The 14,326-nt window shown below is 63.1% G+C and carries 12 protein-coding genes; 4 read left to right on the top strand and 8 right to left on the bottom strand.

The window, feature by feature from the left end:
- Positions 1–38 precede the first annotated feature (38 nt).
- Together ACY65G_RS17405 and ubiE are read right to left on the bottom strand one after the other, a co-directional pair.
- On the bottom strand, positions 39–1,016 hold the full coding sequence (locus tag ACY65G_RS17405) for a Tim44 domain-containing protein (RefSeq protein WP_464998578.1): 978 nt from the start codon (positions 1,014–1,016) through the stop codon (positions 39–41).
- A gap of 19 nt (positions 1,017–1,035) precedes the next feature.
- Positions 1,036–1,770 carry a bifunctional demethylmenaquinone methyltransferase/2-methoxy-6-polyprenyl-1,4-benzoquinol methylase UbiE gene (gene ubiE / locus ACY65G_RS17410; RefSeq protein WP_464998579.1) on the bottom strand — a complete coding sequence of 245 codons (735 nt, stop codon included), beginning with the start codon at positions 1,768–1,770 and terminating at the stop codon, positions 1,036–1,038.
- A gap of 223 nt (positions 1,771–1,993) precedes the next feature.
- Here ubiE and ACY65G_RS17415 point away from each other — a divergent pair, with 223 nt between their 5' ends.
- Entirely contained in the window at positions 1,994–2,251 is a 258-nt protein-coding gene (locus ACY65G_RS17415) for a hypothetical protein (RefSeq protein WP_464998580.1), read from the top strand.
- Positions 2,252–2,357: 106 nt separating this feature from the next.
- On the opposite strand, the gene ACY65G_RS17420 is transcribed toward ACY65G_RS17415, so the two are convergent.
- The 6 genes from ACY65G_RS17420 to ACY65G_RS17445 form a co-directional block, all read right to left on the bottom strand.
- Entirely contained in the window at positions 2,358–2,717 is a 360-nt protein-coding gene (locus ACY65G_RS17420) for a VOC family protein (protein WP_464998581.1), read from the bottom strand.
- Between the two features lie 151 nt (positions 2,718–2,868).
- Entirely contained in the window at positions 2,869–4,590 is a 1,722-nt protein-coding gene (locus ACY65G_RS17425; RefSeq protein WP_464998582.1) for a methyl-accepting chemotaxis protein, read from the bottom strand.
- A 264-nt stretch (positions 4,591–4,854) separates the two neighbouring features.
- Positions 4,855–5,277, bottom strand: a complete 423-nt coding sequence (locus tag ACY65G_RS17430; protein WP_464998583.1) for a gamma-butyrobetaine hydroxylase family protein — start codon at positions 5,275–5,277, stop codon at positions 4,855–4,857.
- 39 nt (positions 5,278–5,316) lie between these two features.
- The gene (locus ACY65G_RS17435) at positions 5,317–5,763 is read right to left on the bottom strand and encodes an HIT family protein (protein ID WP_464998584.1); all 447 of its coding nucleotides are present in this window, start codon (positions 5,761–5,763) and stop codon (positions 5,317–5,319) included.
- Positions 5,764–5,766: 3 nt separating this feature from the next.
- On the bottom strand, positions 5,767–9,780 hold the full coding sequence (locus ACY65G_RS17440; RefSeq protein ID WP_464998585.1) for a DUF3683 domain-containing protein: 4,014 nt from the start codon (positions 9,778–9,780) through the stop codon (positions 5,767–5,769).
- 226 nt (positions 9,781–10,006) lie between these two features.
- Positions 10,007–10,501 (bottom strand): YqaA family protein, encoded by a 495-nt coding sequence (locus ACY65G_RS17445; protein WP_464998586.1) that lies wholly within the window; start codon positions 10,499–10,501, stop codon positions 10,007–10,009.
- Between the two features lie 239 nt (positions 10,502–10,740).
- On the opposite strand from ACY65G_RS17445, the gene ilvA reads away from it, so the two are divergent.
- The 3 genes from ilvA (at position 10,741) to ACY65G_RS17460 (ending at position 14,315) form a co-directional block, all read left to right on the top strand.
- Positions 10,741–12,273, top strand: coding sequence for a threonine ammonia-lyase, biosynthetic (gene ilvA, locus ACY65G_RS17450; RefSeq protein ID WP_464998587.1), 1,533 nt, complete (start codon positions 10,741–10,743; stop codon positions 12,271–12,273).
- A gap of 408 nt (positions 12,274–12,681) precedes the next feature.
- A complete protein-coding gene (queF, locus tag ACY65G_RS17455) occupies positions 12,682–13,515 on the top strand; it encodes an NADPH-dependent 7-cyano-7-deazaguanine reductase QueF (RefSeq protein ID WP_464998588.1) in 834 nt (277 codons plus the stop codon).
- A 317-nt stretch (positions 13,516–13,832) separates the two neighbouring features.
- Positions 13,833–14,315 (top strand): PTS sugar transporter subunit IIA, encoded by a 483-nt coding sequence (locus ACY65G_RS17460; RefSeq protein ID WP_464998589.1) that lies wholly within the window; start codon positions 13,833–13,835, stop codon positions 14,313–14,315.
- Positions 14,316–14,326: the final 11 nt, after the last annotated feature.

A 14,326-nucleotide genomic window follows, 5' to 3' on the forward strand; every position in this document is an offset into this window, starting at 1 on the left:
TTGCAGGAGATTAACCCTGCACGATGGTGTCATTAAGCTTAAGCAACCTGCTGGATCCCCCCGAGCATCCAGCCGCCGTTGCCGTTGACCGGCTTGACCAGGTTCCATACTTCGTTCAGCGGTTCCGGCAGCGCATCCGGTGCCGGCTTCGTGCGGCCGGAGAACTGCACCGATGCCACGTACTCGGAACCGGTATTCTCGATGCCCAGCAGTTCCGCTTCGATCTCGACGACGTCGGTGTAGTCTTCCTTGCCGCCCCGCTCCTGGATCTGCATGCGCAGTTCGGCAAACACTTCCGGCGTGGTGAATTCACGGATGTCGTTCACGTCGCTCTTGTCCCACGCCGCCTGCAGGCGGATGAAGTTGCTCTTGGCATGGCGCAGGAACGCGGCCTGGTCGAAGTCCGCCGGCACGCCCCATTGCTGGTGCGGCTGCTGCAGGTTCGAGGCTGGCTTGTTCAGGTTCATGCCCGACGATGCCGGCTGCAGGCGCGAACCGATTTCCGGCGTGGACGACCCGCCCTGGGGCTGGTTACCGAAGTGACCATTGCTGCCGCCATTGTTGCCACCGAAGCCACCCGCATAGGCGCTGGCCGGCTGGGCCCGGTTACCCTGCGACTTGCCCTTGATGAGGCGCCAGATGAAGAAGATGGCGGCGGCGATCAGCGCGAACGTGAGGAGCGTGCCGATCATGCTGGCCAGCGCGCCGCCGATGCCCAGGTGCGACAGCAGCGCGCCCAGGCCCAGGCCCAGCAGTGCGCCGCCGAGGAGTCCCTTCCACATGCTCGGCTTTTTGGCCGGCACGGCCGAGGCCGGTGCCGGCTGGTTCGCGGGGCGAGCCGCGTTCTGTTGCTGCGGCGTGGCCGGCTGCGCCTGGCGCGGCGCCATGTTCTTCACGTTCTGCGACTGGCGGCCGAACGATTTGCCGCCGCCCATCGGGCGCGCGGCAAGCTCCGCCGTCATCGAGATGGCGGCCAGCGCCAGGGTGGCGCCAACGAGGAATTTCTTCAGTTCCATAGCTTTTGTCCTAGGTTGATTACAGTTTGATGCCGGTGTGTAAAGCGGCCACACCTGCCGTCAGGTTGTAATACTGGACCCGCTCCAGTCCTGCTGCCTGCATCATCGTCTTCAGCGTTTCCTGGTCAGGATGCATGCGGATCGATTCGGCCAGGTAACGGTAGCTTTCCGAATCGTTGGCGATGCGCTTGCCCAGCCACGGCAGCACCGAGAACGAATACAGGTCGTACGGTTTCTGCAGCGGCTCGGCGACCTTCGAGAATTCCAGCACCAGCAGCTTGCCGCCCGGTTTCAGCACGCGGCGCATTTCCGCCAGCGCCTGGTCCTTGTGCGTCATGTTGCGCAAGCCGAAGGCCACGCTGACACGGTCGAAATAATTGTCCGGGAACGGCAGCTTTTCCGCATCACACAGCAAGGTGGGGGTCACGAGACCCTTGTTCAAGAGCCGGTCGCGGCCCACGCGGAGCATCGATTCGTTGATGTCCGTGAGCCACACCTCCCCCGTCGGTCCCGCCTGCTTCGCGAACGCCTTGGCCAGGTCGCCCGTGCCGCCGGCAATGTCCAGCACCTTCATGCCGGTGCGCACGCCCGCGTTGGCGATCGTGAACGTTTTCCAGATGCGGTGCAGGCCGCCGGACATCAGGTCGTTCATCACGTCGTACTTGGCGGCGACGGAGTGGAAGACCTTGGCGACTTCCTTGACTTTCTCGTCCTCGTTGACGGTCTTGTAACCGAAGTGGGTGGTGTTGGTCATTAGCGTAGTGAATGAATGCGATGGGGCGGATTGATCTTCCGGCATTATACAAGCGTCATCCGGGAGGCAGCGCCCGTGGTTCGCCAGCGCCACAGCCATTGCCGAATTTGCAATTTCCAGCACTTTTCCAAAATCGTGTCAACCATCCTCGGCAAGGCCGCGTTAAGTGAGCAAAGCCGGTCTCTTCGACGCGGCATCTGTCTACTGATTACGGAGGAAGACAATGGAGCTTCAGCATCAACTCCCCAAGGATATTTATTTTCCCGAGATCGATGAGGCAACCCGCCAGATGATCGACGCAACGGATGCGCAGGCTCGCCGCGCCCAAGGCGGCAAGGCACCCGCGCCAATGCCGTTCAACGCCGAAGCGATCCGTACGCTGCCGCCCGCCGCCCGCGCCGCCTTCCGCTACATCTGGGAACGGGAACAGCGCCGCTACGAAGAATACGTGCAGCGCCGCCGCACCAGCGCAGTCAATTAAGCGGCAGTCGATCAAGCCGTAGCCCATCGAGCCGCGGTGAATCAAGCCGCGGCCACAGTCGATCGAGCAGTCCCTGAACGCGACGTTGCTGCGCCCCTTTCCACGGTCATGCCGGTGGAAACGGCTGGACAGGCGGCGTTGCGAGCGTGATGACGTTGCCGTCAGGATCATGCAGCTGCGCCAGTGTCGAGTAATCCCCCTGGATATCCTCCCCCAGTACGATGCCTACCGCCTGCAGCCGGTTGCGCTCGGCTGCGAGATCGTCCACGTAAATGAACATCAAGCCCCTGCCGGCGATCTCGCCGCTGCTTGAAAGCATCAACCCGCCCTGGTCGAAGAGTTCCCACTGGACCAGGGTCTCCATTGGCCGGTAATCCGGCCCACGCCCGAGCAGCCTGGTGTACCAGTTCTCCGCCGCGGCAAGGTCCGCGGTGAGCAATGCGGTATAAATCTTTTGCGCGTTCATGGATCCCCTCGAGGTGATGAATCGCGCGGACGCTTTTCTCCGTCCGCACGAACGTTGCGGCAAGCGTCTTCGGATTGCCGGCTATCCTGGAACCCTGCGCCAAGCTTGACGGGGCACTCCCTGGTCCATTACGCCATTGCCGGCCTCCCTGTCAGAACTCTTCCCACTCGTCGGCCGCAGGCGACCTGGCAGCCGCCGGCTTCTGTGCGCGCGGCTGCGGGGCCTTGACCTGGCTGGTGGCACGCGGCAGCGCTGCAATCGGCTTTGCCCGCGCGGGGGCCGGTGACGCCTTCGGTGCCGGCACATGGACCGACGCACCATCATTCGACAGCTTGAACGCACTGACGGCGCCCAGCAGGTTTTCCGTTTCGTGCTGCATCGCCTGCGTGGCGGCGGCCGCCTCTTCCACGAGCGCCGCGTTGCGCTGCGTGACTTCGTCCATCTGCGTGATCGACTGGTTCACCTGTGCGATGCCGTTGCTCTGTTCGCGGCTGGCCTCGGCGATGTCGACCACGATGCCGGTCACGCGCTCGACGCTGGTCACCATTTCGTTCATGGCCTGCGCGGCCTGGGTGGCCAGCATGCTGCCGGAACCGACCTTGTCGACGGAATCGTCGATCAGCGCCTTGATTTCCCGGGCCGCCGAGGCGCTGCGCTGCGCCAGCGTGCGCACTTCGGAGGCAACCACCGCGAAGCCGCGGCCCTGCTCGCCGGCGCGGGCCGCTTCCACGGCCGCGTTCAGCGCCAGAATATTGGTCTGGAAAGCGATACTGTCGATGACGCCGATGATATCGACCACCTTGCGCGACGACGCATCGATGGCCGCCATCGTTTCCGACATCTGGCCCATCACGGCGCCGCCCGCTGCCGCCTTGGTCGATGCCGCTTCCACCAGCTGGCGCGCCTGCATCGTGTTGTCGGCGGTGCTCTGCACGGTACTGGTCAGCTCTTCCATCGTGGCGGCCGTTTCTTCCAGCGCGCTGGCCTGGCTCTCGGTGCGCGACGACAGGTCCTGGTTGCCCATGGCAACCTCGCTGGCGGCCGTGCCGATCGCCTGGGCGCCGGTGCGCACGTTCGACACCATGTCGATCAGGCTTTGCTGCATCTTCGCGATGCCGCGCATCAGCCGGTCGATCTCGTTATTGCCCTGGGCATCCACGCGCGCGGTCAGGTCGCCGTGCGCCACGCCGTCGAGCAGTTCGACGGCGCGTTCCAGCGGCGCGATGACGAGGTTGCGCAGGAACACATGCATGCCGATTACCAGTGCCAGCGCTCCGGCCAAGCCGAGGCCCACGAGCCACAGCACGAGACGGTACTCGCCGTCGCGCTCCTTCATCAGCGCCTCGCCGCGTTCGGTATTCTCTTTCTGGAACTTCTCCAGCAGCGTGGATATCTCGGCGCCGCGCGGCGTGAGGTCGCGGCTGTTGATCGTGGCGAAAGCGGCAATATCGTTCGCCTTCAGTGCGGCAATGCCCGTGTCGAGCGTGTCGAGCATGCGGGTCGATGCCGCGGCCAGGTCGTTGCGCAGCTGCACATCGGTACCGGGCGACGGTGGCGCAGACACGAAATCGGCCAGCGCCTTGCGGGTGCGAACCAGGTAATTGGTGGCGTTGCCGATGGCACTGCCATTGGTGGCGACCTGGCCGCCATCGCGGGCTTCCGAATACGCACGGTTCAGGCTGGAGCGAACGCGCGTGGCGTCCTTGTAGATATCGTTGATCGCCTGGGTTTCCAACGCAACCTTCTGCACGAGCGACAACGCATCGTTGGAACGGTTGATCATGAACACCCCGAGCGCGGCGCCGATCGCGATCATCACGGCGAACAGGCACAGCGCGGCCATCAGGCTGAAGCGGACAGTAAGTTTGGGCATGGAATTTCCTGGAGAGCGGAACGGTCAAGGAACAATATTCTCCTGCCCCACTCGGGCGCGCACAATACCGCATGCCTTTCCACACATCAATTAGTGGCCACACAGCAACAAATTGTTGTCGATTCGATCTGTTTCCTAAAACCGGGGTCAGACCCCGGTTTTAGGAAACATTTCTGACGCGCACGTTGCTGGGGACAGTCCCCTGAAGGGCCAGTCCCCGAATTTTTTATAACAGCTTGCTGGGAAGCAGTCCTGCGGGAGATGTCAGTGGCGGTGGCCGCAGCCGTGGTGGCCGTGGCTGGCGGCGCCGGGGAGGATGGCGCCGGGTTCGCGGCCGGTGTCGCCGAAGAAGCCAGCGGCATGCAGGCGGCCGATGTAATCGTGCCAGCGGGCGTCGAGGTTGGCGCCCAGGTCATACAGATATTGCCAGGTATACAGGCCGGAAGCGTGGCCGTCGGTGAAGATCGGCTTCAGCGCATACTGGCCGACCGGTTCCAGGTCGGTGATGCCGACGTCGCGCTTGCCGACCTGCAGCGTTTCCTGGCCAGGGCCGTGGCCCTGCACTTCGGCCGAGGGCGAATACACGCGCAGCAGCTCGAACGGGATGTTGAAGGAAGCGCCATCGTCGAAGGCGATCTCGAGGTAGCGCGATTTGTTGTGCAGGGTGATAGCGGTGGGATTGGCCATGGTGGTTTCTACTCGATTCGCCGGCGTCGGCGTGATTGCTCAGCTGGGTTCGTTCATGCGTTCGCGGATCGCCGCGTGCAGCTCGGACAACAGCGCCGTGCGCACGGCAACAGCGGCGCCGGCAGGGTCACGCTGCCGCGCGCCCCACGTGGGGTGCGGGAAGTGCGCATCGTCCGCGTAACGCGGGATCACGTGCCAGTGCACGTGGGGTGTCATGTTGCCGAAGCTGGCCACGTTGACCTTGTGCGGCGCGAGCACGTCGCGCTGCGCCGCCTCCACGGCCCATACGGCCCGCATCACGCGATCGCGGTCGACAGGCGACAGGTCGGTCATTTCCTTCACGTGCGCATGCCACACCACGCGCGTGAAGCCGGGATAGCCCGGCTCGTCGACGGCGACAACGGCCAGTGCGTCATCCTGCCAGATGACGGCACCGGCCGGCGGTGCCGCCAGCAGCTTGCACAGGTCGCAGCTTGCCGGTTCCATGCCTTACACCAGCACGCGTTCGATGCCGCCGTCGTTGGCGCGGTTCACGTAGTCGGGCATCCAGTTCTCGCCCAGCAGGTGACGGGCGATTTCCACGACGATGTAGTCGGCGGTCGTGCCCGAATCCTCGTTGAAGCGCGACAGGCCCTGGAAGCAGGCCGGGCAGCTCGTGAGGATCTTCACGTCGCCATCGAAGCCGTCGGCGCGCAGCTTGTCCGCGCCTTTGACCATCTCCTCTTCCTTGCGGAAGCGCACCTGGGTGGAGATGTCCGGCCGCGCCACGGCCAGCGTGCCCGATTCGCCGCAGCAGCGGTCGTTCTTTTCGATCTTCACCGAATCATGCGTTTGCACGAGGGCATTGACCGTCTTCATCGGGTCCTGCAGCTTCATCGGCGTATGGCAGGGATCGTGGTACATGTAGCGGGTACCGGTCACGCCTTCGAGCTTGACGCCCTTTTCCAGCAGGTATTCATGGATGTCCATGATGCGGCAGCCCGGGAAGATCTTCTCGAACTCGTACGTGGCCAGCTGGTCATAGCAGGTGCCGCACGAGACGAGCACGGTCTTGATGTCCAGGTAGTTCAGCGTATTGGCCATGCGGTGGAAGAGGACACGGTTATCCGTCATCATCTTCTCGGCCTTGTCGTAGTCGCCCGCGCCGCGCTGCGGATAGCCGCAGCACAGGTAGCCCGGCGGCAGCACCGTCTGCACGCCCACTTCCCACAGCATGGCCTGGGTGGCCAGGCCCACCTGCGAGAACAGCCGCTCCGATCCGCAGCCCGGGAAGTAAAACACCGCTTCCGTGTTGGCGTTGGTCTTCTTCGGATCGCGGATGATCGGGATCATCTTGTTGTCTTCGATGTCGAGCAGCGCACGCGCGGTCTTCTTCGGCAGGTTGCCCGGCATCTTCTTGTTGACGAAGTGGATGATCTGCTCGCGGATCGGCGGCTTGCCCGTCGTCGGCGGCGGTGCCTTGGTCTGCTGGCGCGCCACTTTCTTGAACACCTCGTTGCCGAGGCGCTGGGCCTTGGCGCCCACGCCGACGATCGCCTGCCGCGCCGCGTTCACGGTGCCGGGATCGGTGGCGTTCAGGAAGAACATCGTGGCCGCCTTGGTCGGGTTGAACGAGCGCTTGTCCATCTTGCGCAGCAGGTTGCGCATGTTCATCGACACGTCGCCGAAGTCGATGTTCACCGGGCACGGCGATTCGCACTTGTGGCACACGGTGCAGTGATCGGCCACGTCCTCGAACTCTTCCCAGTGGCGGATCGAAATGCCGCGGCGGGTCTGTTCCTCGTACAGGAAGGCTTCGATCAGCGCCGACGTTGCCAGGATCTTGTCACGCGGCGAATACAGCAGGTTCGCGCGCGGGATGTGCGTGTTGCAGACCGGCTTGCACTTGCCGCAGCGCAGGCAGTCCTTGATGCTGTTGGCGATTTCGCCGATATCGCTCTGCTGCATGATCAGCGATTCGTGGCCCATCAGGCCGAACGACGGCGTGTACGCGTTGCGCAGGTCGGCGTCCATGCCGGGCAGGTTCAGCAGCTTGCCCTTGTTGAAGCGACCTTCCGGGTCCACGCGCAGCTTGTAGTCGCGGAATTCGCCGATTTCATCCTCGGTCAGGAATTCCAGCTTCGTGATGCCGATGCCGTGCTCGCCCGAGATCACGCCGTTCAGCGAGCGGGCCAGCTTCATGATGCGGGCCACGGCCTTGTGCGCATCCTGCAGCATCTCGTAATGGTCGGAATTCACCGGCAGGTTCGTGTGCACGTTGCCGTCGCCGGCATGCATGTGCAGCGCCACGAACACGCGGCCGCGCAGGATCCGCTTGTGGATCGCCTGCGCCTCGTCGAGGATGAGTTTATAGGCGGCGCCATTGAAGATCTGGCGCAGCACGGCACGGATTTCCTGCTTCCAGCTGATGCGCACCGTGCGGTCCTGCACCACGTCGAACAGCGTGGCTTCGGGCTGGCGCTGCAGGCGCTCCTCGAACGCGCCGGACAGGTCCTGCAGGCCGAGCTGGTACAGCTCGAGGCGCGCGGCATCGAGCGGCTTGTCCAGGTTCGCCAGGATGAACGTCCAGCGCTCCTGCACCTGGTCGAGCAGGGCCAGTGCCTGCTGCGGGCGGTCGCCCAGCATTTCGGCATTGCCCACGCCATCCTCGGAAGCGTCGTCGCTCTTGCCGATCGGCAGATTGCCTGCTTCGAAGAACTCGCGCAGCGCGCCCGCCAGTTCCAGCTTGTTCTTGATCGACAGCTCGACGTTGATGCGTTCGATGCCGTCCGTGTACTCGCCCATCCGGTTCAGCGGAATGACGACGTCCTCGTTGATCTTGAACGCATTGGTGTGCTTGGCGATGGCCGCGGTGCGGGCGCGGTCGAGCCAGAACTTCTTGCGCGCTTCCGGGCTGACGGCGACAAAACCTTCGCCCACGCGGGTGTTCGCCAGGCGCACCACTTCCGACGCGGCCATCGCGACCGCATCCTCGTTGTCGCCGACGATGTCGCCGAACAGCGCCATCTTCGGCAGCACGCCGCGCTTCGATTTCGTTGCATAGCCCACGGCGCGCAGGTAGCGCTCGTCGAGGTGCTCCAGGCCGGCCAGGCGCAGCGTGGCGAACTGCTCGCCCTTTGCCGGCAGGCCATCGAGGTAATCCTTGATCTCGACGATCGATGGAATCGCGTCGCGCGCCTGGCCGAAGAACTCGAGGCAGACGGTGCGCGTGAATTTCGGCATCTTGTGCAGGATCCAGCGTCCCGACGTGATCAGGCCGTCGCAGCCTTCCTTCTGGATGCCCGGCAGGCCGGCCAGGAACTTGTCCGTCACGTCCTTGCCCAGGCCTTCCTTGCGGAACTTGCGGCCTGCGATTTCCAGGATCTCCGTCTTGAACGGTTCGCCCTTCGCCTCGCCTTTCGCGTTCGGGTGCGTCCATTCGAGCTTGAAGCGGGCCAGCGGCGTGTCGTGGATCTTCGACAGGTTGTGGTCCAGGCGGGTGACATCGAGCCAGTCGCCGTTCGGGTCGACCATGCGCCACGATGCCAGGTTGTCCAGCGCGGTGCCCCACAGCACGGCCTTCTTGCCGCCCGCGTTCATCGCGATGTTCCCGCCGATGCACGAAGCGTGCGCCGACGTGGGGTCGACGGCGAACACGAAGCCGGCCTTTTCGGCGGCGACCGACACCTGGTTCGTGATCACGCCCGCCTCGGTGTAGATGGTCGCGTAATCGCGCTCGAGGCCCGGAAGCACCTTCATTTCCACCGCGTCGATGCGCAGCAGCTTTTCGGTATTGATCACGGCCGACAGCGGCGTCAGCGGAATCGCGCCGCCGGTGTAGCCGGTGCCGCCGCCGCGCGGGATGATCGTCAGCCCCAGTTCGATACAGCCCTTCACGAGGCCGGCCATTTCTTCCTCGGCATCCGGCGTGAGCACCACGAACGGATACTCGACGCGCCAGTCGGTGGCGTCGGTCACGTGCGACACGCGCTTCATGCCGTCGAAGCAGATGTTGTGCTTGGCCGTGTAGCGGCCCAGCACCTTGACCGCGCGCTTGCGCAGGTCGTACATCTGGCGGAATTCATCGCCGAAGTCGGCCACGGCCTTGCTGGCGGCGGCCAGCAGCTTTTCGACACTGGCCGCGCGCTTTGCGGCCGCTTCACCCGATTCGTCGGCGTCCACGGCCATGCGGCGCTTGTCCACCTCGGACAGGCGGTGATGCAGCGCGTCGATCAGTGCTTGGCGGCGCTTCGGGTTATCGAGCAGGTCGTCCTGCAGATAAGGGTTGCGGCGCACGACCCAGATATCGCCCAGGACTTCATACAGCATGCGCGCGGAACGACCCGTCTGGCGCGCACTGCGCAGCTCGTCCAGCAGCTGCCAGGATTCCTCACCCAGCAGGCGGATGACGATCTCGCGGTCGGAGAACGAGGTGTAGTTGTACGGGATTTCACGGACGCGGGTCGGCGCGTGGCCGTCCGGCGATTCTGCGAGCAAGGCCTGGAGTTGTGCTGGTGCGTTCATGTGGGGGGATACAGAAGACGCTGGAGATGGTCACTAAGGGGTCCATTTTATCTTATTGCGGCGCACCACGTTTCAACACCCCTATTTTTTGCCGGGTTACGTGAACGTCAAGTGGCGAAATAATATTCGGAACTTTCGTGAAATCATCAATCTCCATGCGGTTTTTGCATGTGAAAACGACAAAATTGTGCGCGCATTCCGCCGAAGCAAAATAAAGTGTAGCGTTTCAACCACCCAGCATCTGGGCCAGCGAACGCCAGAAACCATCGGGGATGTACAGCAGCGCCGCCGTCATGGTGACGTAGCGGGCGAACTTGCCGATCGCCATGTAGCCGACGGCTGGCCAGAACGGCAGCTTCAGCCAGCCTCCGAGCGTGCACAGCGGGTCGCCGATACCCGGTACCCACGACAGCAGCATCGTCTTCGCGCCATAGTGGGCCAGCCAGCCGAACCAGCGGCTTTGCCGTTCCTTCGAGAACGCGGCCTTGGCGTAATACCCCATCCAGTAATCGACGATGCCGCCCAGCGTGTTGCCGCAGGTGGCCACGAGGATGGCGGGCCAGAACAGTTCCGGATTGGCCTTGCAGACGGCAAAGACGGCCGGTTCGGAGCCGAGGGGGACCAGGGTTGCGGAAACAAACGAAATGATGAAGACGGACGTCAACCCCACTTCCGGCGCCGCCAGGAAGGCCAGCAGCCAGGCTATCGAATTTTCAATCATGCATGTTCAGTCAGGCAGTCCGGTAGTCAGTTCCACACACACAAGCAGTACCGGCTGTGGCGACCGTGAAGATTAGGCGGGTGGCTCGGGCTTCCCATTATAATGATCCGACACCCGTCAACCCGCACGAATGACCGGCGCGCACACCCCGCGCACCGATACCCGTTCGGCGACTCCCGGTTATCCACCGTCGATTCATCGCACTCCGCCATCCGCCTGGATTCACTCCGCTCGAGACCATGACTACCGACTACCTGAAGAAGATCCTTACCGCGCGCGTCTATGACGTTGCCCATGAAACGCCTCTGGAACTGGCGCCGACCCTGTCGCAGCGCTTCCAGAACCGAATTTACTTCAAGCGCGAGGATATTCAGGACGTATTCAGTTTCAAGATCCGCGGTGCCTACAACAAGATGGCGCACCTGTCCGAAGCGCAGCTCAAGCGCGGCGTGATCTGCGCTTCGGCCGGCAACCATGCGCAGGGCGTGGCGCTGTCCGCCGTGCGCATGGACTGCCGCGCCGTCATCGTGATGCCGACCACCACGCCGCTGGTGAAGATCGAATCAGTCAAGGCGCGCGGTGGCGACAACGTCGAAGTGCTGCTGCACGGCGAGTCGTACACGGATGCCTACAACCACGCGCTCACGCTGGAAAAGGAACAGAAGCTCACGTTCGTGCACCCGTTCGACGATCCGGACGTGATCGCCGGCCAGGGCACGATCGGCCTGGAGATCCTGCGCCAGCACTCGGGCCCGATCCATGCGGTGTTCATCGCCATCGGCGGCGGCGGGCTGATTTCGGGCGTGGCCGCCTACATCAAGCAGATCCGGCCGGACATCAAGATCATCGGCGTTGAAACGATGGATGCCGATGCCATGGCGCGCAGCCTGAAGGCGGGCGAACGCGTGACGTTGCCGGACGTGGGCCTGTTCGCGGACGGCACCGCAGTGCGCCTGGTCGGGGAAGAAACGTTCCGGCTCGCGCAGCAGTACGTGGACGACGTGATCATCGTCGACACCGATGCGATCTGCGCGGCGATCAAGGACGTGTTCACCGATACCCGCTCGATCCTGGAACCTTCCGGCGCGCTGGCCGTGGCCGGCGCCAAGGCTTACATCGAACGCGCGGCGCTGACGAAGAACCCGATCCGGAACGAGACGCTGATCACGGTCACCTCGGGCGCGAACATGAACTTCGACCGGCTGCGCTTCGTGGCCGAACGCGCCGAGCTGGGCGAATTCCGCGAAGCCGTGTTCGCCGTGACGATGGCCGAACAGCGCGGCAGCTTCAAGCGCTTCTGCGCGCTGATCGGCCCGCGCAACGTGACCGAGTTCAACTACCGGATCAGCGACCAGGAACAGGCTCACGTATTTGTCGGCGTGCAGATCGCCGACCGCGGCGAATCGGCCGCCCTGGCGCGCCGCTTCGAGGAACACGATTTCCGCACGCTGGAACTGACGCACGACGAACTGGCCAAGTCGCACCTGCGCCACCTCGTCGGCGGCAAGAGCGCGCTGGCGCGGGACGAGCTGCTGTACCGCTTCGAATTCCCCGAGCGCCCGGGCGCGCTGATGCGCTTCCTGGACAGCATGGCGCCGAACTGGAACATCTCGCTGTGCCATTACCGCTCGCAGGGCGGCGACGTGGGCCGCATCCTGATCGGCCTGCAGGTACCGCCGGAAGAGATGGAGGAGTTCGGCAAATTCCTCGCCACGCTGGGCTACCGGTACTGGGACGAGACGCAGAATCCCGTCTACAAGATGTTCCTGTAATTCCTGGCAACGGCTCTCAGGAAGCGTTGCCTGAAAAATGGGGGTGAAAAATGGGGACGTACCCCATTTTCCGGGCAACATTTTTCGAAATCGCTCTTCCCCCGCGACGGACCGCCCGCTTCCGACGTGGGCCGCATCCTGATCGGCCTGCAGATGCCGCCAGAGGAGATGGAGGACTTCGGCAAATTCCTCGCGCGCTGGGCTACCGGTACTGGGACGAGACGCAGAATCCGGTCTATAAGATGTTCCCGCAATTCCTGGCAACGGCTATTAGAAAATGTTGCTTGAAAAATGGGGTACGTCCCCATTTTTCAAGCAACATTTTCGACAGGCGCCCTTCCCGCGCGACGGACCGCCCGCTGCCGTTTTGAGCTACCATGGCGGGCTGTCCCGTTTTGAAGGCCCGCCATGTCGAACTCTCCCGAACATTCCCCACTCGGCAAGAACTCCGCTTACCGCACCGATTATGCGCCGGAACTGCTGTTCCCGATTCCGCGCATCGGCAAACGTGACGAGCTCGGCTTGACAGGCACGCTGCCATTCTTCGGCGTCGACATCTGGAACGCCTACGAGCTGTCGTGGCTGAACATGCGCGGCAAGCCGCAAGTGGCCGTGGCGCGCATTTCGGTGCCGGCCGATTCGCCGAACATCATCGAATCGAAATCGTTCAAGCTGTACCTGAATTCGTTCAACCAGACGCGGCTGGGCGGCGCGGAAGCGCTGCGCGAGCTGCTGCAGCAGGATCTGTCCGCCGCCACCGGTGCCACCGTGCATGTGGCACTGACGATGCAGGAAGAGTTCGGCAAGCTGCAGATGGGCGAACTCGATGGCATGCTGCTGGATCGCCTCGACATCGAAATCGACCATTATTCGCCGCAGCCATCGATTCTCAAAGCCGCTGTCGATGAATTGCCCGTCGAGGAAACCCTGGTATCGCACTTGCTGAAATCGAACTGCCTGGTGACCGGCCAGCCGGACTGGGGCAGCGTGCAGATCAGCTACGCCGGCCCCCAGATCGACCAGGAGAGCCTGTTGAAGTATCTCATTGGTTTCCGCGAGCACAATGAATTCCATGAGCAATGCGTGGAGCGGATCTTCGTGGACATCCTGCGCGAGTGCCGGCCTGCCCACCTTACCGTCTATGCCCGGTATACCCGCCGTGGTGGACTCGACATCAATCCATGGCGCAGCAACTTCACTAAGGCCGGCAGCCCGTCGAATCTGCGTAACGCACGACAGTGATTGAGACATCGCAAAGCATTCATCTTAGGAGTATGCTCAGCTTCAGGATGCTTGCGGCACGATCGTCCGAAACGCGCAATAATCGGCCAATGCCTGTTCGCGCGATGGAAATGTCGGCGCTCAACGTTGTTTTAACGTGGAAATAGCGCCAGCCTTATTCGTTGTGTTTCAAAACACTTTTCAACGCATGCATGGCAAGCTGGCCGGCAGCGAGGCGCAGGTGCCGGTCCGAGCAATTTCGGGTTACACGGCGGTCAAACAGGCCTATAATTCTGCTCGCCAGCCACCTTTGTGCGCCGCACCAATTACGTCGCGTTATGAACAACCTGAGTAAAATCCTTTCGCCCGAGAACGTTCAACTGGATCTGGAAGTCTCCAGCAAGAAGCGCGCTTTCGAGCAAGCAGGCCTGATCTTCGAGAACAATTGCGGTATCGCCCGCTCGACCGTTTCGGACAATCTGTTTGCCCGCGAACGCCTCGGCTCGACCGGCCTGGGCCACGGCGTGGCCGTTCCGCATGGGCGCGTGAAGGGCGCGAAAAGCCTGAAGTCGCCTCTCGCGGCCTTCGTGCGACTGGCCGAGCCGATTCCCTTCGAATCGCCGGACGGCAAGCCCGTGAACCTGCTGTTCTTCCTGCTGATTCCCGATCACGTGACACAGCAGCACCTGGAAATCCTGTCCGAGATCGCCGAGATGTTTTCGGATGACGCTTTCCGGCAGGCATTGACCAGCGATCCCGATCCCCAATCCGTGCATCGCCGCATCGTCAACTGGCAACCCAGCTTGCAGGCGGCGGGTTAAGCCCGGGCGTC

The organism is Pseudoduganella sp. jia 12, from assembly GCF_055502675.1.

Excerpts from the sequence above, each read along its gene's own strand:
- ACY65G_RS17460 (WP_464998589.1), top strand. The coding sequence starts at position 13,833 with ATGAACAACCTGAGTAAAATCCTTTCGCCCGAGAACGTTCAACTGGAT.
- ilvA (WP_464998587.1), top strand. The coding sequence starts at position 10,741 with ATGACTACCGACTACCTGAAGAAGATCCTTACCGCGCGCGTCTATGAC.
- ACY65G_RS17435 (WP_464998584.1), bottom strand. The coding sequence starts at position 5,763 with ATGGAACCGGCAAGCTGCGACCTGTGCAAGCTGCTGGCGGCACCGCCG.
- ACY65G_RS17415 (WP_464998580.1), top strand. The coding sequence starts at position 1,994 with ATGGAGCTTCAGCATCAACTCCCCAAGGATATTTATTTTCCCGAGATC.
- ACY65G_RS17405 (WP_464998578.1), bottom strand. The coding sequence starts at position 1,016 with ATGGAACTGAAGAAATTCCTCGTTGGCGCCACCCTGGCGCTGGCCGCC.
- ACY65G_RS17445 (WP_464998586.1), bottom strand. The coding sequence starts at position 10,501 with ATGATTGAAAATTCGATAGCCTGGCTGCTGGCCTTCCTGGCGGCGCCG.
- ACY65G_RS17425 (WP_464998582.1), bottom strand. The coding sequence starts at position 4,590 with ATGCCCAAACTTACTGTCCGCTTCAGCCTGATGGCCGCGCTGTGCCTG.
- ubiE (WP_464998579.1), bottom strand. The coding sequence starts at position 1,770 with ATGACCAACACCACCCACTTCGGTTACAAGACCGTCAACGAGGACGAG.
- ACY65G_RS17420 (WP_464998581.1), bottom strand. The coding sequence starts at position 2,717 with ATGAACGCGCAAAAGATTTATACCGCATTGCTCACCGCGGACCTTGCC.
- ACY65G_RS17440 (WP_464998585.1), bottom strand. The coding sequence starts at position 9,780 with ATGAACGCACCAGCACAACTCCAGGCCTTGCTCGCAGAATCGCCGGAC.
- queF (WP_464998588.1), top strand. The coding sequence starts at position 12,682 with ATGTCGAACTCTCCCGAACATTCCCCACTCGGCAAGAACTCCGCTTAC.
- ACY65G_RS17430 (WP_464998583.1), bottom strand. The coding sequence starts at position 5,277 with ATGGCCAATCCCACCGCTATCACCCTGCACAACAAATCGCGCTACCTC.